Origin of the sequence: Streptomyces sp. NPDC053069, from assembly GCF_044546895.1 — a bacterium.
Lineage (GTDB): Bacteria > Actinomycetota > Actinomycetes > Streptomycetales > Streptomycetaceae > Streptomyces.
Genome location: NZ_JBITZN010000017.1, coordinates 14,999 through 38,065, shown reverse-complemented (window position 1 = coordinate 38,065; position 23,067 = coordinate 14,999). Strand labels below are relative to the sequence as shown.

Annotated in this window: 20 protein-coding genes; 8 read left to right on the top strand and 12 right to left on the bottom strand. The window is 73.9% G+C overall.

All coding sequences use genetic code 11. The annotated features are described in order from the left end of the window. Positions 1–98 precede the first annotated feature (98 nt). From ACIGXP_RS32080 to ACIGXP_RS32060, 5 genes are read right to left on the bottom strand one after another with little or no spacing between them, the layout of a single operon-like run. The gene (locus ACIGXP_RS32080; protein WP_399774345.1) at positions 99–1,928 is read right to left on the bottom strand and encodes an ABC transporter ATP-binding protein; all 1,830 of its coding nucleotides are present in this window, start codon (positions 1,926–1,928) and stop codon (positions 99–101) included. After that, the gene (locus ACIGXP_RS32075; RefSeq protein ID WP_363213764.1) at positions 1,925–2,350 is read right to left on the bottom strand and encodes a lasso peptide biosynthesis B2 protein; all 426 of its coding nucleotides are present in this window, start codon (positions 2,348–2,350) and stop codon (positions 1,925–1,927) included. Before ACIGXP_RS32075 ends, ACIGXP_RS32080 begins: the two co-directional genes overlap by 4 nt. Continuing rightward, complete coding sequence (locus ACIGXP_RS32070) at positions 2,347–2,601, bottom strand: lasso peptide biosynthesis PqqD family chaperone (RefSeq protein WP_399774341.1); 255 nt, start codon at positions 2,599–2,601, stop codon at positions 2,347–2,349. The genes ACIGXP_RS32075 and ACIGXP_RS32070 overlap by 4 nt, the downstream gene beginning before the upstream one ends. Before the next feature lie 23 nt (positions 2,602–2,624). Beyond that, positions 2,625–4,472 carry a lasso peptide isopeptide bond-forming cyclase gene (locus ACIGXP_RS32065; protein WP_399774339.1) on the bottom strand — a complete coding sequence of 616 codons (1,848 nt, stop codon included), beginning with the start codon at positions 4,470–4,472 and terminating at the stop codon, positions 2,625–2,627. Positions 4,473–4,507: 35 nt separating this feature from the next. Further along, a complete protein-coding gene (locus tag ACIGXP_RS32060; protein ID WP_228624525.1) occupies positions 4,508–4,618 on the bottom strand; it encodes a keywimysin-related RiPP in 111 nt (36 codons plus the stop codon). 448 nt (positions 4,619–5,066) lie between these two features. On the opposite strand from ACIGXP_RS32060, the gene ACIGXP_RS32055 reads away from it, so the two are divergent. Then, positions 5,067–5,249 (top strand): hypothetical protein, encoded by a 183-nt coding sequence (locus ACIGXP_RS32055; protein WP_363213767.1) that lies wholly within the window; start codon positions 5,067–5,069, stop codon positions 5,247–5,249. 45 nt (positions 5,250–5,294) lie between these two features. Next, positions 5,295–6,437, top strand: a complete 1,143-nt coding sequence (locus tag ACIGXP_RS32050; protein ID WP_399774334.1) for a glycosyltransferase 87 family protein — start codon at positions 5,295–5,297, stop codon at positions 6,435–6,437. On the opposite strand, the gene ACIGXP_RS32045 is transcribed toward ACIGXP_RS32050, so the two are convergent. Together ACIGXP_RS32045 and ACIGXP_RS32040 are read right to left on the bottom strand one after the other, a co-directional pair. After that, on the bottom strand, positions 6,386–8,038 hold the full coding sequence (locus ACIGXP_RS32045; protein ID WP_363213769.1) for a DNA repair helicase XPB: 1,653 nt from the start codon (positions 8,036–8,038) through the stop codon (positions 6,386–6,388). The two genes, ACIGXP_RS32050 and ACIGXP_RS32045, sit on opposite strands and share 52 nt — an antisense overlap. Before the next feature lie 62 nt (positions 8,039–8,100). Further along, entirely contained in the window at positions 8,101–10,863 is a 2,763-nt protein-coding gene (locus tag ACIGXP_RS32040) for a helicase-associated domain-containing protein (RefSeq protein ID WP_399774332.1), read from the bottom strand. 125 nt (positions 10,864–10,988) lie between these two features. Here ACIGXP_RS32040 and ACIGXP_RS32035 point away from each other — a divergent pair, with 125 nt between their 5' ends. Together ACIGXP_RS32035 and ACIGXP_RS32030 are read left to right on the top strand one after the other, a co-directional pair. Beyond that, positions 10,989–12,056 (top strand): hypothetical protein, encoded by a 1,068-nt coding sequence (locus ACIGXP_RS32035; RefSeq protein WP_399774330.1) that lies wholly within the window; start codon positions 10,989–10,991, stop codon positions 12,054–12,056. A gap of 163 nt (positions 12,057–12,219) precedes the next feature. Further along, positions 12,220–12,855 carry an HAD family hydrolase gene (locus ACIGXP_RS32030; protein ID WP_363213772.1) on the top strand — a complete coding sequence of 212 codons (636 nt, stop codon included), beginning with the start codon at positions 12,220–12,222 and terminating at the stop codon, positions 12,853–12,855. Here ACIGXP_RS32030 and ACIGXP_RS32025 read toward each other — a convergent pair. Further along, positions 12,813–13,082, bottom strand: coding sequence for a hypothetical protein (locus ACIGXP_RS32025; RefSeq protein ID WP_363213773.1), 270 nt, complete (start codon positions 13,080–13,082; stop codon positions 12,813–12,815). The two genes, ACIGXP_RS32030 and ACIGXP_RS32025, sit on opposite strands and share 43 nt — an antisense overlap. A gap of 171 nt (positions 13,083–13,253) precedes the next feature. On the opposite strand from ACIGXP_RS32025, the gene ACIGXP_RS32020 reads away from it, so the two are divergent. Further along, complete coding sequence (locus ACIGXP_RS32020) at positions 13,254–13,637, top strand: cold-shock protein (RefSeq protein ID WP_055708594.1); 384 nt, start codon at positions 13,254–13,256, stop codon at positions 13,635–13,637. A 119-nt stretch (positions 13,638–13,756) separates the two neighbouring features. On the opposite strand, the gene ACIGXP_RS32015 is transcribed toward ACIGXP_RS32020, so the two are convergent. From ACIGXP_RS32015 to ACIGXP_RS32000, 4 genes are all read right to left on the bottom strand, one after another. Continuing rightward, complete coding sequence (locus ACIGXP_RS32015) at positions 13,757–14,617, bottom strand: 1,4-dihydroxy-6-naphthoate synthase (RefSeq protein ID WP_399774325.1); 861 nt, start codon at positions 14,615–14,617, stop codon at positions 13,757–13,759. Then, a complete protein-coding gene (locus ACIGXP_RS32010; protein WP_363213775.1) occupies positions 14,598–15,353 on the bottom strand; it encodes a futalosine hydrolase in 756 nt (251 codons plus the stop codon). The genes ACIGXP_RS32015 and ACIGXP_RS32010 overlap by 20 nt, the downstream gene beginning before the upstream one ends. After that, the gene (locus ACIGXP_RS32005; RefSeq protein WP_363213776.1) at positions 15,326–15,823 is read right to left on the bottom strand and encodes a DUF2771 domain-containing protein; all 498 of its coding nucleotides are present in this window, start codon (positions 15,821–15,823) and stop codon (positions 15,326–15,328) included. Before ACIGXP_RS32005 ends, ACIGXP_RS32010 begins: the two co-directional genes overlap by 28 nt. A gap of 129 nt (positions 15,824–15,952) precedes the next feature. Then, a complete protein-coding gene (locus tag ACIGXP_RS32000) occupies positions 15,953–17,359 on the bottom strand; it encodes an MFS transporter (protein ID WP_363213777.1) in 1,407 nt (468 codons plus the stop codon). A 331-nt stretch (positions 17,360–17,690) separates the two neighbouring features. Here ACIGXP_RS32000 and ACIGXP_RS31995 point away from each other — a divergent pair, with 331 nt between their 5' ends. From ACIGXP_RS31995 to ACIGXP_RS31985, 3 genes are all read left to right on the top strand, one after another. Further along, positions 17,691–18,617 carry a DUF3027 domain-containing protein gene (locus ACIGXP_RS31995; protein ID WP_363213778.1) on the top strand — a complete coding sequence of 309 codons (927 nt, stop codon included), beginning with the start codon at positions 17,691–17,693 and terminating at the stop codon, positions 18,615–18,617. 221 nt (positions 18,618–18,838) lie between these two features. Continuing rightward, complete coding sequence (locus tag ACIGXP_RS31990; RefSeq protein ID WP_399774321.1) at positions 18,839–19,840, top strand: esterase/lipase family protein; 1,002 nt, start codon at positions 18,839–18,841, stop codon at positions 19,838–19,840. A 70-nt stretch (positions 19,841–19,910) separates the two neighbouring features. Further along, the gene (locus ACIGXP_RS31985; protein ID WP_399774318.1) at positions 19,911–23,048 is read left to right on the top strand and encodes a sacsin N-terminal ATP-binding-like domain-containing protein; all 3,138 of its coding nucleotides are present in this window, start codon (positions 19,911–19,913) and stop codon (positions 23,046–23,048) included. Positions 23,049–23,067 lie beyond the last annotated feature (19 nt).

The following is a 23,067-nucleotide window of genomic DNA, read 5'->3' as shown; positions in this document are numbered from 1 at the left end:
GTTCATGACTGGGGCATGACTGAGCCGCCCGGTTTCCGTCCGGGCGGCGGCACTCCATGAAGGGAGGCGGGCAAGAGCGGAGATTCTAAGGGAGGCACTCAGGGCCGGGCCAATGAATTGTTTCCGGCCGCACCCGCCGGCCGGACCATCTGCGCCGCCGCCAGCCGCCGGTACACCGGACTGGCGGTGAGCAGTTCCTCATGACGCCCGCAGGCGGTGACCCGGCCCCCGTCCAGGACGACGATCCGGTCCGCGTGCTGAACGGTGGAGAGCCGGTGCGCGATGACGAGGACCGCGCACTCCCGGGTGATGTCCTTCAGGGCCGCGGTGAGCGCGGCCTCGTTGAGGGCGTCGAGGTGGGAGGTGGGTTCGTCGAGGAGCAGCAGCGTCGGGCGGGTGAGCAGGGCGCGGGCCAGGGCGACGCGCTGGCGCTCCCCGCCGGACAGGGTGGTGCCGTGTTCCCCGACGGCGCCGTGCAGTCCGCCGGGCAGCCGCTCGGCCACCTGCTCAAGGCGGGCCAGCCTGAGGGCTCGGCGCACCTCGTCCTCCGTGGCGTCCGGGCGGCCGTAGACGACGTTGTCGCGGAGCGTGCCGCGCACGACATGGCTGCTCTGGTCCACGATCGCGAGTCCGGCCCGGCTGGCGTCACGGCCGATGTCCGCGGCGGGGCACCCGTGGAAGCGGAGCCGGCCCGCGTCGGGTTCGTAGAACCGGGCGATCAGTGCGAACACGGTGCTCTTGCCCGCCCCGGAGAGTCCGACCAGAGCGACCTGCCGGCGCTGCGGCACCGTGAAGGAGACCCCGCGCAGCACGGGCCGCCCGGGGCGGTAGGCGAAGTGGACGTCCTCCAGTTCGAGGGCCGGTACGTGCGCGGGTGCCCGCCGGACGGGAAGGACCGCCGGGCCGGCGGGCTCGACGGGCAGCTGCAGGGTCTGTTCGATGCGCAGGTGGGCGCCCATGCCGCGCTGGATCAGACCGGCCGCGCGGAACACCGAGGACAGGGGGACGACGAGGTAGGAGGCATACAGCAGGAACGCGACCAGGTCGCCCACGGAGTGACCGCGGCCGTGTGCGCGCAGGCCTCCGACGACGAGGACCAGCAGGAAGGAGCCCTGGACGGCGAGTTCTACGGCCGAGCTCATGACCGCGGCGTACTTCGCGGTACGCACCCCGGCGGCGCAGGCCTCGTCGACGCGGGCGCCGATGCGGGCCGCCTCCCGCTGCTCGGCGCGGTACACCCGGACCATCGACAGCGCGCCCAGGGCGCGTTCCAGGTCGGCGGCCAGGGCGCCGACGGACGACTGCAGGTGCTCCGAAGCGGTGCGGATGCCCCGGAGCAGCAGGGCGACCACGGCCGCCGCGGTCGCCACGGTCGCCGTGACGAGCACCAGCAGCAGCGGGTCCAGCCACGCCATCAGGGCCAGCGCGCCGACGGCGACCACGGCCCCGGTGACCAGGTCCACCAGCGCCTGGGCGACCACCTCGCGCAGCAGGGTGGAGTCGGCGGTCACCCGGGCGATCAGGTCACCGCGGCGCTGTTCGTCGTACTCCCGCATCTCCAGCCGCAGCAGCCGCCCCACCAGGGTGTGGCGCAGCCTCCGTACGACGCCTTCGCCCGTCCGTTCCAGCAGGAACCGGCCGGCGGAGCCGGTGGCGGCCTCGGCGGCGAACAGGGCGGTGAGCAGCAGCAGCGGCGGCCACAGGGGCTGCTGCCCGCCGCTCGCGTCCACCACCCGCTTGGCCAGCAGCGGCTGGGCGAGCCCCAGCGCGGACGCGACGAGGGTCAGTGCGGTGGCCAGGGCGACCGCACCGCGGTGGCGCGCGGTGAGCCGGTAGACGGCGCGGATCGCGGCACGCGTGGACCGGTCGGTGTGCTCGGTGTGCTCTGTGCGCTCGCCGGTCCCCGCGCCGGTGTCGCTCGTCGTCATCGGGGCACCGGGCCGACGGCCATCAGACGGGCGAAGTACCCGTCGGGTGCGTCCTCGCCCACCGGCCGGCCGTCGGCCTCGATCCAGGCGTGCGCGGTGAACGGCGGTACGACGCGGACGCCCGTGCACCAGGTCGGCCAGGTGCCGCCGAGACGGCACAGCAGGGCGGCCCCGAGGGAGCGGGGCAGACAGCCCTTGGGCCCGGCACAGCGCAGGCTCACCGCGCACACGGCGTCGCGGGCCTGCAGGGCCTGTGCCGCGGTCGCGGGGGCTGCGCCGCGGCGCAGCAGGCCGAGGACCGCGCGGATGCGGCGTGGTGGCAGCAGCGAGAGGACGACGGCGGGTACGAGGACCGCGCGGGCGGCGAGCCGGCGGCCGAGGGGTACCCCGTACGGCCGCTCCAGGGCACTGGGCGTGGTCATTCGGCCAGCCCGTCGGCGCGCAGCTGCTCCACCAGGGCGGTGACGTCGGCCCGTGCACGGTCGGGGTCGACGTCGAACGCCCCCATGACCGCCGCCGTCGCGGCCGCTTCGTCACCACCCGCCATGAGCGTGTCGACCACCAGGGTCGCGGTGGGGTTCAGCTCCCAGTACTCACCCGAGCGCTGGTCCAGGAGCACGGTGCCGTAGTCGGTCTTCGCGGTGCAGATGTCGGCACCGAACCGCAATGCCATGACGGCTCTCCTTCGTCTGTCGGTCACTTCGGTACGTCGTGCCGCGCCCGGTCGAGCGCCCGCAGCCACACCTCGACCGAGATGGTCGAGTACAGGACGGCCTCCCGCAGCTGCTTGGTGGCGGGGCGCTCGGCGAGGCGGCGCAGCATCGCGCCGTTCACCAGCCCCAGCCGTTCCAGCCGGGAGTCGTCCCACAGCGCCCTGAGGTCACCGCGGTGCTCGCGCAGCCCGTCGGCCGCATCCATGGCCGCGGTGGCCTTGTTGCTCCGGCGCAGGCACTCCTCGGGCACGATGCCGCGCATGGCCGTGGTCAGGAGCGGCTTGTACCGCCAGGGCGAGACGCGTTCGTCGGGACGGACGGCGAGGGCGGCCTCGATGACCCGGTCGTCGAGGAACGGCGAGGCCATGGGCAGTCCGCAGCGGGCCGCCATGTGGTCCCACTGCCGGATGATGCGGGTGCAGTTGCGGATCTGTTCCAGGTCGGCGTGGAGTCCCCGGTCGGGGTGCAGCGGCCGGGTCTGCCGGGCGGCCGTGGACAGCGCCGTACGGGCCAGCTGCTCCGCCTCGGGGGTCACCCACTCGAACAGGCGCGGGCTCATGCCCCAGCCGAGGCTGGTGGTGACCGTCGGGGACAGCGGTTCGCGCAGGTGGTGCGCGGAGTCCGCGAGCCACCTGCCGTACGGCCGGGAGTCGGCCAGGGCGCCCAGCATGGGGCCCAGCGGCCACTGCCACAGCGCCTTGAAGCCGCGCAGCTGCCGCAGCGCGAACAGCGGTCGGCGCCGCGCCAGCCGGTGGTAGTACGCCTCGGAGCACCAGGCGATGTGGTCGCCGCCGATGCCCGTCAGATGCACCCGGCTGCCCCGCTCGGCCATGGCGGGCAGGTGGTGCAGGACCCGCGCACGGTCCATGACGCCGATGGTGGGCTCGTCCAGGACGTCGTCGATGGCGAGCAGCCCGTCGTAGACGAGGGGGGAGGCCTCGGCGTCCCAGATGACGTGCTCGACGTCCGGCAGGGCGGCGGCGGCCCGCTTCGCCCAGTGCAGGTCGGTGTCGGCAGGGTCGCGTCCGGGCCAGGTGGAGGCGACGACACGGGCCGGTGAGCGGTCGGCGAGGAAGCAGACGGAGGTGGAGTCGAGGCCGCCGGACAGGTCGCAGCTGACCGTGCCGCCGTGCCGGGTGCGGGCGCGGACGGCGTCGGCGAGGGCCTCGCGGACCAGCGGGGCGCCCGTGCGCAGCGGGACGACCGGTTCCGGGGGCGTCCACCAGCGGGTGTGGCGTGCGCCGTGTCCGTCCGGCGCGAGGACCAGCGCCTCGTGCGGGGCGACGGCGGTGATCCGGGACCACAGCGGTTCGTCGAGCAGGGGGTGCGGTACGGGCCAGAGCAGTCGTACGGCCAGGCGTTCCGGCGCCGGTTCTTCGCCCAGTGCGGCGGCCAGGACGTCCGCCCGGGTCGCGGCCACCCGGGTGCCGTGCACCGGGGCGTGGAAGACCAGCCGGAGACCGGAGGCCGTGCCCTGCACCCGGATCCGTCCGTCGAGGGCGGCGACGAGGTGGCAGCTGCCGGGCAGCGAACGGGCCCAGGCGTCCAGGGCGGCGAGGTCGCGCAGGGAGCGGGCGACCCGTTCCAGTTCCGTGCCGTCGACGGGGACGCAGCCGACGAGGGCGAGGGCGGCGGGGCCGACACGGGCGCTGACGATCTCCTGGTCGTGCCAGTGGCCCAGGAGCCAGGGCCGGCCCGAGGGGTGATCGAGGCTGCGGGTGCCGGGGCGGGCGAAGGAGCGGGCCACGGCGGCCGCGTCCGCGCGGTCGGCGAAGACCGCGAAGTGCGCGTCGCCGTGGCCCGTCCCCGCACTTGTGTGCAGATCAGTCATGACGTCAGGTCAGAGACCTTCGCTCGTCGCCCTGTTCAGTTCTTGCTCAGGATGAGCCGGTCGTTGCCGTGCCGCTGCAGGAGTCCGGTCTCCTTGCGGAAGGAACCGAGCCGGACGAGCGTCGGTGCTTCGTAGGCCTTCTTCATGACGTGCTTCTCCTTACGGGTTGTCCCTCCGCCCCCCGAGGGCGGCCTGCCATCAGCTAGCCGGGGAGCGGGACGGTCCGACAAGATGAAAGGGAGTAGTCGGATTGTCTGCATTTCCGGTCCGTTCAGGGTTTGTTCGAGCGCTGGACGGAAACCTGTCCGGCGGCTGCCCGCGCTTGAGCAGGTGCCGGTGGCGTGTGCCGGAGGAACGTTTCCAGGTGGACCGGAGCGTGGCGGAGACGCCCGGACCGGAACGGGTGCGGGAGGGGTCCGCGAGGTGTGCGCGCGGGCGCACTCCGGTCCGGGCCGTGATTCCGGATGCGGACCCCTAGGGGGCGAAACCGCCCGGCGTAGGGGGAGCGCTCCATCCAGGGGCGTACGCGAAGAACGGGCAGATTGGCTCTGTGGACCGATGCCGATCACGCCGTGCGAGAGCGACCATGAAGACATGAGCGCAGCAACCATCCATCCAGTCCCTGTCCGCCCGCCGACCGGTGCCACAGCCGTCGACGGCCCGCATCACCACCTGCTCGGCAACGCCCTGCGCGCCATCAAGGTGTTCGCCGAGGCCGCGTTCGGCGTGGTCATCCTCGGCGAGTACGGCGAGGAAGCGGGCATACGCCACAAGTAACCGCATAGGGTCGCGTCCGTGCTCCCACGGACGGTGCGGAAACGGATGCCGACGCTTGTGCCGGCCGTCTTCCTGTCCGTCTCCCTGACCCTCTTCGTCGCCCTGTGCGTCCTGCAGCACGCACCCATGGCCGACCTGCTCGTCTACCGGGCCGAGGGCGCGGCCGTGGTCCACGGCACCGATCTGTACGGCTTCACCGCCACCCGGTGGCGGCTCCCCGCGACCTACCCGCCCTTCGCGGCACTCCTCTTCGTCCCGGCCACCTGGCTTCCCGTGCCGGCCCTGAAGGCGGCCTTCGTCGCGGGCAACGCGCTCCTGCTCGCGGCCCTGGTGGTCCTCTCGGCCCGGCTGGCCGGCCGACAGGTCTCCGCATCCCTGCTCTGCACGGCCACCGCCCTGTCCCTGTGGCTCGAACCGGTCTTCCAGACGGTCCTGTTCGGGCAGATCAACCTGACCGTCACCGGCCTGGTCCTGTGGGACCTCACCCGGCCCGCGGGCGCCCGGGGCAAGGGCGTGGCCGCCGGCGTCGCGACCGGCATCAAGCTCACACCGGCCGTCTTCGTGCTGTACCTGTTCCTGAGAGGCCACCGAAAGGAGGCGTGGACGGCGGTCGCGTCCTGCACCGGCACGGTCCTGTGCGGCGCCGCACTGCTCCCGGCGGCGAGCGCCGGCTTCTGGACCCGGCGGCTGTACGAGACGGACCGGGTCGGCAAGGCGTGGCTCGTGGACAACCAGTCCCTGCAGGGCCTGATCGCGAGAGCGCTCGGCACCGCGGCACCGGGCCTGGCCTGGGTGCTGCCCGCGGTGGCGGTGGGGGCGGCGGGCCTGTGCCTGGCGGCACGCGCCGGCGAGGAACGGCACGGCGTCCTGCTCGCCGCGGTCACGGCCCTGCTGATCTCACCGATCAGCTGGTCCCACCACTGGGTGTGGTGCGTCCCGCTCCTCGCGGTCCTGCTCGCCGAGGGCCGCATCCGGCTCGCGGCGGCCACCGCCACGGTCTTCACGGCCCGCACCCTCTGGCTGGTCCCCCACGAGGGCGACCGCGACCTGCACCTGCCCTGGTGGCAGCAGCCACTGGCCTCGCCGTACCCACTGCTGGGGCTGGCGCTGATCGCGGCGGCGGCGCTGCGGGCGGCTCAGCCGGTGCTGTCCTCGGTCAGGATCTCGTCCGCGTCCACGATCCGGTAGGCGTAGCCCTGCTCGGCCAGGAAACGCTGGCGGTGGGCGGCGAAGTCCTGGTCGATGGTGTCCCGGGCGACGACCGAGTAGAAGTGCGCCTGGTGGCCGTCGGCCTTCGGGCGCAGGACCCGGCCGAGCCGCTGGGCCTCCTCCTGGCGGGAGCCGAAGGTGCCGGACACCTGGATGGCGACGGTGGCCTCGGGCAGGTCGATGGAGAAGTTGGCGACCTTCGACACGACCAGCACGCTGATCTCGCCCTCGCGGAAGGCGTCGAAGAGCTTCTCGCGCTGGGCGTTGGAGGTCTCGCCCTTGATGACGGGCGCGTTCAAGTGCTCGCCCAGTTCGTCCAGCTGGTCGATGTACTGGCCGATGACGAGGATCTGCCGGCCGGCGAACCGGCGGACGATCGCCTCCGTCACCTTCCGCTTGGTGTCGGTGGTGGCACAGAAGCGGTACTTCTCCTCCGTCTCGGCGGTCGCATAGGCCAGCCGCTCGGAGTCCGTCAGGTTCACCCGCACCTCGACGCAGTCGGCCGGCGCGATGTACCCCTGCGCCTCGATCTCCTTCCAGGGGGCGTCGAACCGCTTCGGCCCGATGAGAGAGAACACGTCCGACTCGCGGCCGTCCTCACGCACGAGGGTGGCCGTCAGACCCAGCCGCCGCCGTGCCTGCAGATCGGCGGTGAACTTGAAGACAGGAGCCGGCAGCAGATGCACCTCGTCGTAGACGATCAGCCCCCAGTCCCGGGAGTCGAACAGCTCCAGGTGCGGATAGACACCCTTCCGCTTGGTCGTCAGCACCTGGTAGGTCGCGATGGTGACCGGCCGGATCTCCTTGCGTGTCCCGCTGTACTCACCGATCTCGTCCTCGGTCAGCGAGGTCCGCTTCACCAGCTCGTGCTTCCACTGCCGGGCGGAGACGGTGTTCGTGACGAGGATGAGCGTGGTCGACTTGGCCTGCGCCATGGACCCGGCCCCGACCAGTGTCTTCCCGGCGCCGCAGGGCAGCACCACGACCCCGCTGCCACCGTGCCAGAAGTTCTCCACGGCCTGCCGCTGGTACGGCCGCAGGGCCCAGCCGTCCTCCAGCAGCTCGATCGGATGCGCCTCACCGTCGACGTACCCGGCGAGGTCCTCGGCCGGCCAGCCCAGCTTGAGCAGCATCTGCTTGATCTGCCCGCGCTCGGAGGGGTGCACCACGACCGTGTCCGGGTCGATCCGCGCCCCGACCAGCGGGGTGATCCGCTTGGACTTCAGCACCTCCTCCAGCACCGGCCGGTCGGTGGTGGTCAGCACCAGCCCGTGCGCGGGGTGCTTGCTGAGCGTGAGCCGCCCGTAGCGGTCCATCGTCTCCGCGATGTCCACGAGCAGCGCGTGCGGCACCGGATACCGGCTGTACTGCACCAGCGCGTCCACGACCTGCTCGGCGTCATGCCCGGCGGCCCGTGCGTTCCACAGCCCGAGCGGCGTGACCCGGTAGGTGTGGATGTGCTCGGGCGCCCGCTCCAGCTCGGCGAACGGCGCGATGGCCCGACGGCAGTCGTCGGCCCGCTCGTGGTCGACTTCCAGGAGCAGGGTCTTGTCGGACTGGACGATCAGTGGACCATTCACGCTCGGTACACCCTTTCCCTACGGCCAAACGTCCAGTGTGCCCTATGGGCCGATGATCAGGGTCAGTCCTCCGCCAGCTCCGCCACCCCCGTGATCCGGTGCAGCGGATAGGTGCGCACCTCGTCCGCCGTGTGGTCGTACGCCGTGACGAAGCCGCCCTCGACGCGGACCGGGGCGATGACGCGCTGGCTTGCGGTGCCCTCGGCGTTGACGTAGCCGATCCACAGGGAGGCGCCCGTCAGGACGGCGGCCTGCATGGTGGCGAGGGTCTCGGCGGATGACGTACGGGGCAGTTCACCGCCCGCCAGGGGGGTCGCCGCTCCGGTGGGCTTGCGTGGGGTGGTGGCAGCCAGGTCGCCCGCCCGGATCGCGCGGATCGCCGCCGCGAGGAGTGTGGTGTCGGGCGCCGGCGGACCGTCCGGGACCGGCTCGGGGGCGGTGCGCGGCGGGGTGCGGTGGGCGTGGGCACGGGCGATCAGGACGTCACCCTCGGCGGACTCGGCGGCCGGTGCGTAGCCCATCGCGCGCAGGCCCTCCAGCAGCGTCGCCGGATCGGACTGGGCAGCCAGCACGGTCGGGGCGAGGCGGCGCAGCCGCAGTGCCGCGGCGCGCCGGTCGGCCAGGATCTCGTTCAGCAGGGTGTCGTCGTCGCAGCGTACGTACGCGGAGGCCGCGCCGACCCGCAGGTGGCCGTGTTTGCGGGCCACGTCGTCGATCAGATAGGCGAGCGGCTGCGGGACCGGGGTGCGGGAGTGCTCGGCGAGGAAGGCGTGCAGATCGGCGGCGGTACGGCCGGCGTCCAGGGCACGCCGTACCGAGGCCGGCGTGAACCGGTACACGGTCGCCCCGCCCTTGGACTCCACGTCCGCGAGCACGCCCAGCAGGTCGGCGAGCGGACGCCGCAGCGGCCCGGGCGCCACTGCCGTCAGGTCGGCCTGGAGCAGCACGTGGTCCAGCGGTTCGGGCAGGAGCGGTGCCAGGAGGCGGGCCGCGGCGGCCGTCGCCACGGCCTGCTCGGCGGGGGAGAGCGGGGCGGGGGCTGCCGTCGGCCGGTGGTGATGGTGGACGGGCAGCTTGTCACCGGGGCCGGTGGACCCGGTCGGCGTGGCCGGGCGGGCGGAGGTGCGGGTACCGGCGGACGCGCGGGCGGCCGTGGCGGCGGAGGAGCCGGGGACGTCGGACGATTCGGCGGTGGTGGAGCCGGGGACGTCGGACGATACGGCGGCTCCGGAGGCCGGACCGGAGGCCGCGGGGCCTCCCGCGCCGGAGGTCGGACGGGAGCTCGCAGGGCCGGCCCGGCCCGGGGCGCCCGACGCCCCACGCGGGCCTGTCGTCGCCGGGGTGCCCAGCAGAGCACGGCCGTGTGCCGACAGGGCGCCCCGCCCGGTGATGCCCAGCAGTTCGGCCTCGGACAGGGTCCAGCGGGCCAGCCGGGAGCGCAGGTCCTCCTCGCCGTCCGGCCGCTGGGGACCGCGCAGCGGCCGTTCCCAGCGCAGCCGGGCCAGCACCGACTCGGGGTCCGGGGCCGCGCCCGTCGGCAGACCGGCCAGCAGGGTCAGCACCCGGTGCCGTACCTCGGGCGCGGCCGAGCGGTCCAGCCCCGGCCCGAGCGCGGCGAGCGTGCGGTCCTTCGCGTCCCGGCCGCCGACCAGCCCCGGCGTCCTGGTGGCCGCCAGCCAGACCTCGGCGAGACGGGCCCAGCGCTCGGCGGCGGGCCGCTCCAGCCACTCGTCGTAGGCGGGCGTGGCGGCGTACCGCTCGTCGGCCTCGCCGTCGGAGGCGACCAGACCCGCCGCGTACGCCAGCTCCACCCAGAACGCGGCGACCGGCTCGGACACGTCCAGGGCGACGGCGGTCCGCTTCAGATCACGGACGCTCAGCCCGCCGGCCCGCAGCACGGCCGGGCCGCCCTCGTCCCAGTCCTTCAGCAGCTCCTCGACGGTGGCGAGAGCGGTGTACGCCTGCCCGGCCGCCGTCGCGTCCACCACCTGCGGACCGTGGGTCGCGGCCGGCTCCACGGCGGGCGGCAGCGGCTCCGGCGCACGGTGGGCGCGGCCCTCCCGCAGATGCAGGGCCACCTCGCGGGGCAGTACGACCGTGCCGGGCACGGACGGCAGCAGCAGCCCGCGGTCGAGCAGCCAGCGCAGATGCGCGGCCGGATCCGGGGTGACCTGCCCGTACGGCGGCCCCCACACCAGTCGTGACAGCACCTCGCGGGCCGCCTCCGGGGCGCCGGCGAGCAGCTCGGCCATCTTCTTCCGGTCGGCGAACAGCGCGGTGAGCGCGGCCACGGCGGACACCGAGTCGTGCGTCGAGGGCAGCCCGGCCGCCGTCACGATCTCCTGGATCCGGCCCGGCGACATGCCCGAGGTGGCCTCCTGCACGGTGGGCCCGAGCCCGGTCGGGGAGGGGTGCTGCGGGGAGGGCGCGAGCAGCTCGCGGGCGGTCCGCACCAGCCGCAGCCGTTCGTCGTCGCCCCACACCAGCGCCTGTTCGCGCAGGGTGGCGAGGGCGTGCGGCAGCGCGGCGGCGATCGTGTCGTCCCCGCCGTACCCCGCCATCAGCCCCAGCAGCGTGTCGTACGACGCCGGGTCCGGGGCCACGGCCAGCGCCTCCGCCGTCTGCAGCGCGAACCGGTCCAGCCGCTCCAGCGCGCGCAGCACCGAGGCGCGGGTACCGGCGCGGGTGGCCAGCTGGGTGAGGTCCGTCGGGACGGGCGTGATGAGGTCGGGGCGGCTGCGCAGCAGCGCGGCCAGGGACACGTCGTCCCGCGCGCGGAGCGCCTCCGCGAGGGACCGAGGGGCTGGGTGGGCCGCTTGGCTCATCTGACCCACGGTAGCGGTTGCCGTCGTCGAGGGGGCCGCCCCGGCCCCGTTGGGCGGGCTCCGCGCAGCGACTCTGCGCTACCGTCCTCACGGGGTCTCATCGCCGTCACCCCGGAGGGGTTCCGTTGGGGATCGAGAGCGACCAGGTCGTCTACGAGTACCTGAGCCGTGTCGGAGACATCGCTCAGCAGCGGCAGCTGCCGTCGTCCACGCGGATGCGGATCGTGTCGGAACTGCGCAACGAGATCGACCGGCACCGGGCCGGCGCGACCGTCGACAGCCCCGCCGCGGTGCGCCGCATCCTGGACCGCCTGGGCACCCCGGACGAGGTCGTCGAGGCGGCGGGCGGCACGGCCGCTGCATCCGGTGGATCGAGCGCATCCGGTGGATTCGGTGCCGGGCGGGGCGCGCAGCCGCCCGCGGCCGTGCCCGTACAGCCGGCGCCGGGCGCGCGGAAGCCGGAGCCGGCGGACCGGGAACGGCGCAGGGGCCTGCGCCGGGCCGTCCCCCGGCCGCGCCCGGCCGAAACCGAGCCCTCCGCCCCGCGCGACGCGCCGTCACCTCCGCACCTCGCCCCCGCGCACGAGCTGGGGGACGGCGCCGTACGGCCCGACTGGTGGCGGGTGGGCGGCACCCCCTTCGGCGGCCCCGGCGGCGTCGGCGGGCCGGCCGCCGAGACCGACCCGGTGCCGGGGTTCGTCGGCGGCGTGGAGATCCCGGAGCTGCTCGAACGGCCACCGAAACCGACGGAGGGTACGGCGGCATCGGCGGCCCCGGACACCGGGGCGCCGGCACCGGAGGCCACGGAGGCCGAGCCCGGCCCGCGCCGCCGCCTGCTCCCGCGCCCTGCGGCCGGCTGGACCAACCCCCTCCTGCTGCTGGCCGCCGCCGCGCTGGCCGCCGGAGCGGTGCTCGGGAACTGGTTCGCCCTGATCCTGGGCTGGGCGATCGCCTACGGCTCCCGGCGGCTGACCCCCGCGGAGACCAAGTGGGCCGTGATGGTGCTGCCGGGCGCGGCGGTCGCGGCCGGGCTGGTGTGGCTGTGGGGGAGGGACAACGGGCGCTGGGGCGAGCCGATCGCGCGGGGCCACATGAACGAGGCGATCGCCGGGACGTGGCCGTGGGTGGTGCGAGGTGCTGCGGTGGCGTCGGCGCTGTACCTGGTCTGGCGCTCCCAACGCACCCGGCGCTGAGGCCTGCGTGCCCGCAAGGGGCGCGGGGCCGTGTACGGTACGCGGCTCCGCCGCGGGGGCCGCGACCAGCCACGATGCATCTGCACTCGGCAGATCACCCGGACTCGGGACGCTGACCCGCTCGGCCGAAATGCCGGAGGCACCCGCTGACACAATGCCCCATATGACTTTCACCGTCGGCTTCGACCTCGACATGACCCTCATCGACTCCCGGCCGGGCATCCGCGCGTGCTACCTGGCGCTGGCGGAGCGGACCGGGACGTACATCGACGCCGATCTGGCGGTGACCCGGCTCGGCCCGCCGCTCGTGGAGGAGCTGGTCAACTGGTTCCCCGAGGAGCAGATCAGCGCCATGGCCGACCTGTACCGGGAGATGTACCCGTCGATCGCCATCGCCGCCACACCCGCCCTGGACGGTGCCCGGGAGGCGATGGCCGCGGTCCGGGCGGCCGGTGGCCGGACGCTCGTGGTCACGGCGAAGTACGAGCCCAACGCCAAGCTGCACCTGTCCCACCTCGGCATCGAGCCGGACGTGGTCGTGGGCGACCTGTGGGCGGAGCAGAAGGCGGAGGCGCTGCGCGCGTACGGCGCGGGCGTGTACGTCGGCGACCATGTCGGAGACGTGCGCGGGGCCCGTACGGCGGGAGCGGTGGCGGTCGGCGTGGCGACCGGGCCCTGCTCCGCCGACGAGTTGCTCGCCGCCGGGGCGGATGTCGTCCTCGACGACCTGTCGGTCTTCCCCCCGTGGCTGACCGGCTACCGCAGCGCGGTCGAGGAGGAAGAAGCGCCGCGCGCCTGACGCCGGGCGGCGGCGACCGACCGCAGGACGCCCGCGCCGGCGACGAGGAAACCGACCGCCATGAGCATGCTCAGACCGAACATGTAGGTCGGGAAAGGCTTTGCGCCGAGGAACAGCGGCGCCACCGTGACCAGAGTGGCCGCGGCGCCGATGAAGAAGACGATCGCCCCGGCGCGGATCAGCCCGTCACCGGGCGCGGCGGAATTCGTTTGGGTTTTGTCACGCACCGGACCAGGGTAGTTCCCAGCGCGAGAGAACAACCGGGGGACGTCTTGTCACCCGCCCCGAGACCATTAGCCTTGGTAGCGGCGGGTCATGGTCGACCCGCTCTACTGCTATCAAGAGCACTTTCGAAGCAGTGGCAGTTTTCCCAACGAGTACGAGGACGAGGACAGACGGTGCCGACCGGGCGTGTCAAATGGTTCAACAGCGAGAAGGGCTTCGGCTTTCTCTCCCGCGACGACGGCGGTGACGTCTTCGTCCATTCCTCGGTTCTCCCCGCCGGAGTCGATGCACTCAAGCCGGGACAGCGCGTGGAGTTCGGCGTCGTCGCCGGTCAGCGCGGTGACCAGGCGCTGTCGGTGACCGTGCTGGAGCCGACGCCGTCGGTCGCCGCCGCCCAGCGCAAGAAGCCGGACGAGCTGGCCTCGATCGTGCAGGATTTGACGACCCTCCTCGAAAACATCACGCCGATGCTGGAGAAGGGCCGCTATCCGGACAAGGCCTCCGGCAAGAAGATCGCCGGCCTTCTGCGGGCGGTCGCCGACCAGCTGGACGTCTGAGCCGGCGCCGGGGAAAACCCGTCGTACGGGAACGCAACCGCATCGCGGCCGAGGGGCGGCACCAGCCCCTCGGCCGCCGCGCGTGTGGGCAGGCCGCGCATCGCCGCGGCGCTCTTGGGTCAGGGGAAGGTCAGCGCCCGGGGTCCGAGCGCGGGCACCAGCCCCTCGGCCGCCGCGCGGGTGAGCAGCCCGCGGACCGCCGCGTAGCCGTCCTCGCCGAGGTCGGCGGTGAACTCGTTCACGTACAGGCCGATGTGCTGGTCCGCCACGGCCGGGTCCATCTCCTGGGCGTGGGCCATGACGTACGGCCGGGACGCCTCGGGGTCGTCCCAGGCGGCCCGGACCGAGGCGCGGATGGAGTCGGCGAGCCGCGTGAGGGTGCCGGCGCCCAGGGAGCGCCTGGCGATGATCGCACCGAGCGGGATCGGCAGCCCGGTGGTCCGCTCCCAGTGCTCGCCCATGTCGGCGAGCTTGTGCAGCCCGTAGTTCTGGTACGTGAAACGGGCTTCGTGGATCACCAGTCCCGCGTCCACCTTGCCGTCCCGCACCGCCGGCATGATCTCGTGGAACGGCATGACGACGATCTCGCCGACCCTGCCGTCGGGCAGCGTGTCCGCCGCCCACAGGCGGAAGAGGAGATAGGCGGTCGACTTCTCGCTCGGGACCGCGATCGTACGGCCAGCCAGATCGACGTCCGGCTCCCGCGTGAGCACCAGCGGCCCGCAGCCCCGCCCCAGCGCACCGCCGCAGGGCAGCAACGCATAGGCGCCGAGGACGTACGGCAGGACGGCGTACGACACCTTGAGTACGTCGAACTCGCCGCGCTCGGCCATGCCGTTGGTGAGGTCGATGTCGGCGAAGGTCACGTCCAGCGCGGGGGCGCCGGGGACGCGGCCGTGGGCGAGGGCGTCGAAGACGAAGGTGTCGTTGGGGCAGGGCGAGTACGCGATCTGCAGCGGCTCACCGGTCGAGTGCGTCATGTGGGTTCCAACTCTCCAATGCGGGTGCGCACTTCCCGAAACCCTCGGTGAGGGCGGTGAGCGCGTCGCCGATGCGCCAGGCGGCGCGGTCGCGCGGGCCGACCGGGTTGGAGACCGCGCGCAGTTCCAGCACCGGCACCCCGTGCGCGGCGGCCGCCTCCGCTACCCCGAACCCCTCCATGCCCTCGGCGAGCGCGCCGGGGTGCCGGGCGCGCAGGGCGGCGGCGCGGGCGGCGGTGCCGGTGACGGTGGAGACGGTGAGGATGGTGCCGGTCGGGGCGCCGGTCGCCTCGGACACGGCACGTACGGCGGAGTGCGGCGGGCGGTGGGTGACCGTCCCGAAGCCCAGCTCGGTGACCGGAAGGAAGCCGTCGGCGGTCTCGGCACCCAGGTCGGCCGCGGTGATCGCGTCGGCGACGACGAGCGACCCGACGGGCGCCCCGGGCGGGAAGCCGCCGCCGATCCCGGCCGAGACGACCAGGTCGTACGGGGTGCCCGCGAGGGCGGCGGCGGTCAGGGCGCCGGCGGTGGACGCGGCGGCGAGGGCCGGACCGACCCCGGCGGCGAGCAGGTCCCAGCCGGCGGCGGTACGGCACAGCAGCGCGCCGGGGAGCCGTACCTCGGTCATGGCCCCGGGAAACGCCTGTGCCACCGCGTCCCGCTCGACCGGGACCGCGGTGGCCACGAGGACCCGTACGGAAGCCGTGATCAGGCCTTCTTCAGCTTGAACGACCACATGCCCACGTTGGACTTCTCGCCCATCCGGATCGTGACCGTGTTGGTGTCGCCCTGGGTGCCGTACTGCTGGTTGAAGAACGCGCTGCCCGGGATGGTGCGGTAGGTCTTCTTGCTGACGTCGGTGAACTGCTGGCCGTTGACCAGAATGACCCAGCCGGCGTCCGCGATCTTCGGGTCGACGCCGAAGCGGACCGTCTCGTCCTGGTCGACCTTGATCGACTCGGCCTTCTCGACGTTCTTGACGCACTGCGCCAGCGACTTGGCGTCCAGCGCCTTGCCGTCGTTGTAGCAGGTGGCCTCGGAGTTGACCGAGTCCTTGCCGACGGTGACCGTCGAGACGGGCGACGGCTTGTCGCAGGCCGACAGGGCGAGCAGTCCGGCGGATACCGCGCCGGCAACGGCGACGGCGCGGCGGCGTCGCACAGCGCGTTGAACATCAGCGGCTTCGCCGCGGGGCAGCGTGGTCATGTCCGAAGGCTATCGGGCGCCCCAAGCCCTCCGCCCACGCGGGGTGCGGCGTGCCCGGTTCGTTACGCCAGCCGGTGCTGCGGGCCCCAGATCGTGTCCGGTTCGTTATACCGCGGACGTCGGGGGAGGTCAGACCACACGGGGGCGGGAGCGGCCGCCGTGCCGGGCCGAGGCGAGCAGCCCCTTCAGCGTGGTCAGCCAGCCGACGGCGACGAACGCCGCGCCGATCAGCAGGCCGACGGTCCCGTTGAGCGGCAGCACGATACCGACGGCGCCGCCGAACACCCACGCCACCTGCAGCAGCGTCTCCGAGCGGGCGAACGCCGAGGTGCGCACCAGCTCCGGCACATCCCGCTGGATCAGCGCGTCCAGGGCCAGCTTGCCCAGCGCCTGGGCGAACCCTGCGACGGCGGCGAGGCAGGCCACCAGGAACGCCCCGAAGAACAGGCCGGAGACGATCGCCGTGCCCAGCACCACCGCGACGACGGTCACGATGATGATCTCCGGGGCGCGTGAGCGCAGCCAGGCCCCGACGGCCGTGCCCAGCGCGTTGCCCGCACCGGCGGCCACCCCGACTATCCCCAGCGAGACCGCCGCGCTCTCGCCGGTCAGCGGATGCTCGCGCAGCAGGAAGGCGAGGAAGAAGATCAGGAAGCCGGACAGACAGCGCAGGGCGGCGTTGGCGCCGAGCGCGTGCGTGACGGCCGGGCCCACGGTCCGCAGCCCCGGCCGTTTCACCTGCTCCTTCCTGCGCTGCGGCCCGTGCAGATGCTGCTCGTCGGCGGCGAGCAGGGCCACGTCCTCGCCCTTGGCCGAGTCCACCGTGGGCGGCAGCGAGAACGACAGGAACGTTCCCCCGACGAAGATCACGAAGGCTCCGTAGAGCGGCCAGGGATCCCCGGCCCTGTGCAGCCCGGCTGCGACCGGCGCGGCGACACCGGTGGCCAGCAGCCCGGCGAGGGTGACCCGCGAATTGGCCTTCACCAGCGAGAACCGGGGCGGCAGCAGCCGCGGTACGACCGCGCTGCGCACCACCCCGTACGCCTTCGACGCGACCAGCACGCCCAGCGCCGCGGGATACAGCTCCAGGCTGCCGCTGGCCACCGCCCCCGAGATGACCAGCGCGAGCAGTGCACGGGCCAGCATGGCCCCGGCCATCGCGGCGCGCCGCCCGTGCGGCAGCCGGTCGAGCAGGGGCCCGATGACCGGGGCGAGGACGGTGAAGGGCGCCATCGTGATGGCGAGGTACAGCGCGACCCGCCCCCGCGCCTCGTCGGTCGGCACGGAGAAGAACACGGTGGAGGCGAGCGCCACGGTGACCATGACATCGCCGGCGCCGTTCACCGCGTGCAGCTCGATCAGCTTGCCCAGCCCCGACTCGCCCGCGCCGTGCGCGTGCGTGGCCTTGCGGATGCCCCGCGCGGCACCGGTGACCGGGAAGTGCAGGGCACGCCCGACAGAGCGGACGGCGCCACCGACCCGGCTCGCGCCGCCACCCCGAACACCACGCCTGTCCGCGGTCGCCACGTGCTTCATAGTGCCCCGAGAAGGCGGCGGATAGTGCGGTACGGCGCGCACGGCGGCCAACCCGGCCGCTGATCCGGCGACTTCCGGGCACGACGGTACGGGCCGAGCGGCCGGGAGCGGCCGCGGCGGCCGGGGTGGCCGGGTGGAAAACCTGCCGCGTGGCGGCGACCAATCCTGTTCGGTGTAGCGTGCGTATCTCAGCCATAACGCAGAATGGATGGCAGAGGTGCGCCCGAGCGCGCGGATGCAGACGTCGATGCGGTCCCCCGGTCCGCTCCGTCGGCAGGCCCGCCGGAGGCAGCCGCACTCGACGAGACGGCGTAGGAGAGAAGCGATACCTGTGAGCGCAGCGACCACGCGAAGCCGCACCCCCGACCGCTTGTGCGCCGAGGCCGTCGACCTCGCCCGCGGCGCCGCCGAGGAGGCCGCCGCGCCCGGCGTGGTCGGCGAGCACGCCGGACTGGTGTCCGAGGGCGACCGCGTGGTCACGCACTTCTTCGAGTGCAAGGAGCTGGGGTACCGCGGCTGGCGCTGGGCCGTGACCGTGGCCCGGGCCTCCCGCGCCAAGATCGTCACCCTCGACGAGGTGGTCCTCCTCCCCGGCCCCGACGCCCTGCTCGCCCCCGAGTGGGTCCCGTGGAGCGAGCGCCTGCGCCCCGGCGACCTCGGCCCCGGCGACCTGCTCCCCACCGACCAGGACGACCTGCGCCTGGAGCCGGGTTACACGGGCGAGGACGAGCCGCTGCCGAGCGCCGCGGTGTCCGAGGAGATGGCGGAGCTGGCGGAGGCCGAGGACGCCGACGTCGCGCCGGGTGCCCCCGCCGTCCAGCCGACGACGCCCTCCCGGGGCTCGATCGCCGCGGTGGCCGAGGAACTGGGCATGCGCCGCGCCCGAGTCCTCTCGCGCTACGGCCTGCACGTCGCCGCCGACCGCTGGGAGGAGTCGTACGGCCCGAAGACCGCGATGGCTCAGGCGGCCCCGGCCACCTGTATGAGCTGCGGCTTCCTGACCCCCATCGGCGGCTCCCTCGGCCAGGCCTTCGGCGTCTGCGCCAACGAGTTCTCCCCGGCGGACGGCCGCGTGGTCTCCCTCGCCTACGGCTGCGGCGGCCACTCGGAGGCCGCGGTCATGCCGAAGCCCCCGCAGCCGGCTCCGCCGGTCATCGACGAGACGCGGGTCGACCCCTTCCCCCTGCGCCCCGCCCGCGACTCGGGTTCGGTCCCGGAGACGGGCGACGAGGAAACGGCGGAACTGGGTCACTCGTAGGTGCCGTCTCCCCGCCGCCCGGACATGCTCAGCCACGCCGTTCCCGCTGGCCGGCTGCGTTCGCAGCGGATCCGCCGATCGTCCCGCCAGGACGGGCCGGCTGGGTGAAAGGGGCTGCTCCATAGGGGGTGGGCCGCGCAGTCGTTGAGCCCCGCAGGGACACCGCTCCTTGATCATCGCCGCGTCGGCGCTCGGCCGGCACCGAGGCGAGGAGTGGTCCGATGGCGGATCGGAGTGTGTCCCGGGGGCGGTCGAACCGGCGGCGCGGCAGGTGGGCCGCGGTCTGCGCGGGGTTCGCCCTCGCGCTGGGCGTGGGGCAGGGGACGGGAGTTGCGGCGGGCGCCCCCGTGCCTCCGGTACCGCGGGGCAACATCCTCTCCGCCCCGGTGGCGTTGGTCGGGGGCACGGTCCACCCGGACGCGCCACCGGCCGGTGCCGACGACTGGAACTGCAGGCCCTCGCACGAGCATCCGCGTCCGGTCGTCCTGCTGCACGGGACCTTCGCGAACGCCTATGACGACTGGGGAGTGCTGTCCCCGTACCTGAAGCAGCTGGGTTACTGCGTCTTCGCGCCCAACTACGGTGCGCCGCCCGGTTCTCGGATCAAGGCCACCGCACACGTTCCGGACTCCGCCCGGGAGATCGCCGGCTACGTCGACCGCGTACTGAGGGCCACCGGCGCCCACCAGGTCGACCTGGTGGGGCATTCCCAGGGCGGCGGTGTGACGCCCCGCTGGTATCTGCGGTTCGACGGCGGCACGGATTCCGCGCACCCGGAACGGAACAAGGTGCACAGCCTCATCGGCCTGGCGCCGTCCAACCACGGCACGACCGCCTCCGGCCTCGGCACCCTGACCACCAGGCTGGGGCTCGACCCGGCCGTGTCCGCCGTCGTCGGGCAGGCGTACTCGGACCAGATGGTCGGCTCCGAGGTGAACACGGAGCTGGACCGGGGCGGGGACACGCAGCCAGGGGTCGACTACACCGTCATCGCCACCAGGCTCGACGAGGTCGTCACCCCTTACACGCATCAGTTCCTGACCGCGGGACCGGGCGCGACCGTCAAGAACATCACGATCCAGGACATCTGCCCCCGGGACCTCTCCGAGCACCTCTCGATCGTGTACGACTCCAACGCCGCGCAACTCGTCCGCAACGCCCTCGACCCCGCCCACGCCCAGCCCGTCGGCTGCGGCCTCGCCCTGCCCGTACTCGGCGGCTGACCGCACCCGGACCCCGGCCGCCCCGCGCGCGCTGTACCTTCGTGCTCACGCCGACGAGGAGAGGGTGAACGTGAGCAGCAAGTACGTGCGGCCGGCAGCCGAGGGGGCCGACCCGTTCGGGACGGCCCGGCTGCGCCGTGGTGTTCTCGACGCCTGGGCGACCAGCCCCGCCCGCTTCCGCGAGGACGCCAACGCCGAGGAGGACCTGGTCCTGGGCGGCTACCGGGACCGCCTCGTGGTCGAGCTGGCGCAGAACGCCGCCGACGCCGCCGCCCGGGCGCGCACTCCCGGCCGGCTGCGGCTCACGCTCCGGGACGGGGTCCTCGTCGCCGCCAACACCGGTGCCCCGCTGGACGCGGCCGGTGTCGAGTCGCTGTCCACGCTGCGCGCCTCGGCGAAGCGGGACGCCGAGGTCACCCACGGTGCCGTCGGCCGGTTCGGGGTCGGGTTCGCGGCCGTGCTGTCGGTGACCGACGAGCCCGCGATCGTCGGACGGCACGGCGGGGTCCGCTGGTCCCTGGCCGAGGCGCGCGAGCTGGCCGGTGACATCGCCCGGCACAGTCCGGGGCTCGGCGACGAAGTCCGGCGCCGTGACGGCCACGTACCGCTGCTCCGGCTGCCCTTCGCCGCCGAGGGCACCGCTCCGGAGCCGTACGACACCGCCGTGATCCTGCCGCTGCGGGACGCGGCCGCCTTCGATCTCGCCGAGCGGCTGCTGAACGCCGTCGACGATGCCCTGCTCCTCGCCCTGCCGGGGCTGGCGGAGGTGGTGATCGAGGTCGACGGCGATCAGCCGCGCACGCTGAGGCGTCGTACCGAGGGCGCCGTCACCGTCGTGGAGGACTCGCGGGAGGGAGCCACGCGGTGGCGTACCGCTGCCGCCCATGGGCCGCTCACCCCCGACCTGCTCGCCGACCGGCCCGTGGAGGAGCGGCTGCGGCCCCACTGGTCGGTGACCTGGGCCGTGCCCGAGGACGCGGCCGGGCGTCCGGTGCGTCCTCGTACGACTGCCGTCGTGCACGCGCCCACCCCCAGCGACGAACCCCTCGGCGTCCCCGGCCTGCTCATCGCCTCCTTCCCCCTCGACACCACCCGCCGGCACACCGCGCCCGGCCCGCTCACCGACTTCCTGGTGCAGCGCGCGGCCGACGTCTACACCGAACTGCTCGCCGACTGGCGCCCGGTGACGGACGGGATCATCGACCTCGTGCCCGGGCCGCTCGGCAAGGGCGCGCTGGACGGGGCGCTGCGGCAGGCCGTCCTGGAGCGGCTGCCCCAGACCGCCTTCCTGCCGCCCGCCGCTCGGGCGAAGGAGGAGGACGACGAGCTTCCGGAGGCGCTGCGGCCCCGTGACGCGGAGATCGTGGAAGGCGGCGGGGCGGACACCGTGCGGGTGCTCGCCGAGGTGCTGCCCACGCTGCTGCCCGCCGGTCTTGAGCGGCGGGTGGAGCTGCGCACCCTCGGCGTCGCCCGGCTGCCGCTCGCCGACGCCATCGACCGGCTCGCCGGGCTGGAGAAGGACCCCGACTGGTGGTGGCGGCTCTACGACAGCCTCGCCGGGGTCGACCCCGACCGGCTGTCCGGGCTCCCTGTGCCGCTTGCCGACAGGAGGACCACGATCGGGCCCCGGCAGGTGCTGCTGCCCACCCCGGACGGCGCCCGGATCGACGCGGACGTCCTCGGGCGGCTCGGGCTGAAGGTCGCCCACGAGGACGCCGTGCACCCGCTGCTGGAGAAGCTGGGCGCGCTGCCCGCCACGGCACGCGCGGTGCTCACCACCCCGCAGGTGCGGGCCGCCGTCGCCGCCTCGCTGGACGACGAGGGCGGGATCGGAGGCTGGGAAGAGGACGCTCCGGATGCCGAGGAGCTGGCCGACACCGTGCTCGGACTGGTGCGCGACGCGGGCCTGGAGCCCGGGGACGAGCCCTGGCTGGGCGCGCTGGCGCTGCCCGACGAGGACGGGGAGCTCGCCCCCGCCGGTGAACTCGTCCTGCCCGGCAGCCCGTTCGCCCGGGTGATCCGCGAGGGCGAACTGGCCGCCGTGGACCATGACCTGGCGGAGAAGTGGGGCGAGCAGCCGCTGGCCGCCTGTGGGGTGCTCGCGAACTTCGCACTGGTCCGCGCCACCGACGTCGTCCTCGACCCGGATGAGCTGGAGCCCCGGGAGAGCGACTTCGCCGAGCCCGACGACGCCGGTCTGCTGGACGCCGTCGACGTGTGGTGCGAGGACATCCTCGACCGTTTCCCGGACAGCCCGGTGCCCCCGGTCGCCACCGAGCTGGTCGCCGTGCGCGATCTGGACCTGGTGGACGACGCGCACTGGCCTCAGGCCCTCGCGCTGCTCGCCCAGCCGCCGCTGCGGGACGCCCTCACCCAGCCGGTCCGCATCCTGCTGCACGACGGCACGCACGACACCGTACGGCCGTACACCGCGTGGTGGCTGCGCGGGCACCCCGTGCTGGACGGCCGGCGCCCGGCCGGTCTGCTCGCGGCCGGCGGGGATCCGCTGCTGCGCGGGCTGTACGACGAGGCCGACGCCACCGGGTTCGAGGACGAGCAGGTGCTGCGGGCGCTGGGCGTGCGCACGTCCGTGGCGGCCCTGCTGGACGAGCCCGGCGGCGCCGCCGAGCTGCTGGACCGGCTGGCCGACCCGCAGCGGCCGGTCACGCCGGCCCAACTGCACGGCCTGTACGGGGCGTTGGCGGAGCTGGATCCGGAGCAGGTGACCCTGCCGGACGAGCTGCGGGCGGTGACCGACGGGCGTGTGGAGGTCGTGGACGCCACCGAGGCCGTCGTGGTCGACTCGCCGGACCTGCTGCCCTTCACCTCCGGGGTGCCGCTGCTGCCCGTCCGGCCGGCGCTGGCCGCGGAGCTGGCGGAGCTGTTCCAGGTGCGGCGGCTGAGCGAGTCCGTCACCGGCGAGGTGCACTCCGAGGGCACCGAGCACGAGGTGCCGGAGCCGGTGCGGGTACTGCTCGGGGCGCGGACGCCGCGGACGTACGTCGAGCACGGGGAACTGGTCGTGGACGGCGTGGAGATCGACTGGCGGCTCACCGGCGACGGGGTGCTGCACGCGGCCACGCTGGAGGGCGTCGCGGCGGGCCTGGCCTGGGCGGCGGGGCAGTGGCCGCGGCGCTTCGAGGTGGCGGCCCTGCTGGAGGACCCGTCCCGGACGGAGGAGCTGGCCAGGGACCGCTGGTTCGACTGACACCGCCATTCACGGCCAC

Bases quoted from the DNA above. Each gene is read 5' to 3' on its own strand.
- ACIGXP_RS32080 (WP_399774345.1), bottom strand. From the start codon at position 1,928: ATGACGACGAGCGACACCGGCGCGGGGACCGGCGAGCGCACAGAGCAC.
- ACIGXP_RS32070 (WP_399774341.1), bottom strand. From the start codon at position 2,601: ATGGCATTGCGGTTCGGTGCCGACATCTGCACCGCGAAGACCGACTAC.
- ACIGXP_RS32050 (WP_399774334.1), top strand. From the start codon at position 5,295: ATGCCGACGCTTGTGCCGGCCGTCTTCCTGTCCGTCTCCCTGACCCTC.
- ACIGXP_RS32075 (WP_363213764.1), bottom strand. From the start codon at position 2,350: ATGACCACGCCCAGTGCCCTGGAGCGGCCGTACGGGGTACCCCTCGGC.
- ACIGXP_RS32065 (WP_399774339.1), bottom strand. From the start codon at position 4,472: ATGACTGATCTGCACACAAGTGCGGGGACGGGCCACGGCGACGCGCAC.
- ACIGXP_RS32060 (WP_228624525.1), bottom strand. From the start codon at position 4,618: ATGAAGAAGGCCTACGAAGCACCGACGCTCGTCCGGCTCGGTTCCTTC.
- ACIGXP_RS31990 (WP_399774321.1), top strand. From the start codon at position 18,839: ATGGCGGATCGGAGTGTGTCCCGGGGGCGGTCGAACCGGCGGCGCGGC.
- ACIGXP_RS32030 (WP_363213772.1), top strand. From the start codon at position 12,220: ATGACTTTCACCGTCGGCTTCGACCTCGACATGACCCTCATCGACTCC.
- ACIGXP_RS32005 (WP_363213776.1), bottom strand. From the start codon at position 15,823: ATGACCACGCTGCCCCGCGGCGAAGCCGCTGATGTTCAACGCGCTGTG.
- ACIGXP_RS32000 (WP_363213777.1), bottom strand. From the start codon at position 17,359: ATGAAGCACGTGGCGACCGCGGACAGGCGTGGTGTTCGGGGTGGCGGC.
- ACIGXP_RS32055 (WP_363213767.1), top strand. From the start codon at position 5,067: ATGAGCGCAGCAACCATCCATCCAGTCCCTGTCCGCCCGCCGACCGGT.
- ACIGXP_RS32015 (WP_399774325.1), bottom strand. From the start codon at position 14,617: ATGACGCACTCGACCGGTGAGCCGCTGCAGATCGCGTACTCGCCCTGC.
- ACIGXP_RS32040 (WP_399774332.1), bottom strand. From the start codon at position 10,863: ATGAGCCAAGCGGCCCACCCAGCCCCTCGGTCCCTCGCGGAGGCGCTC.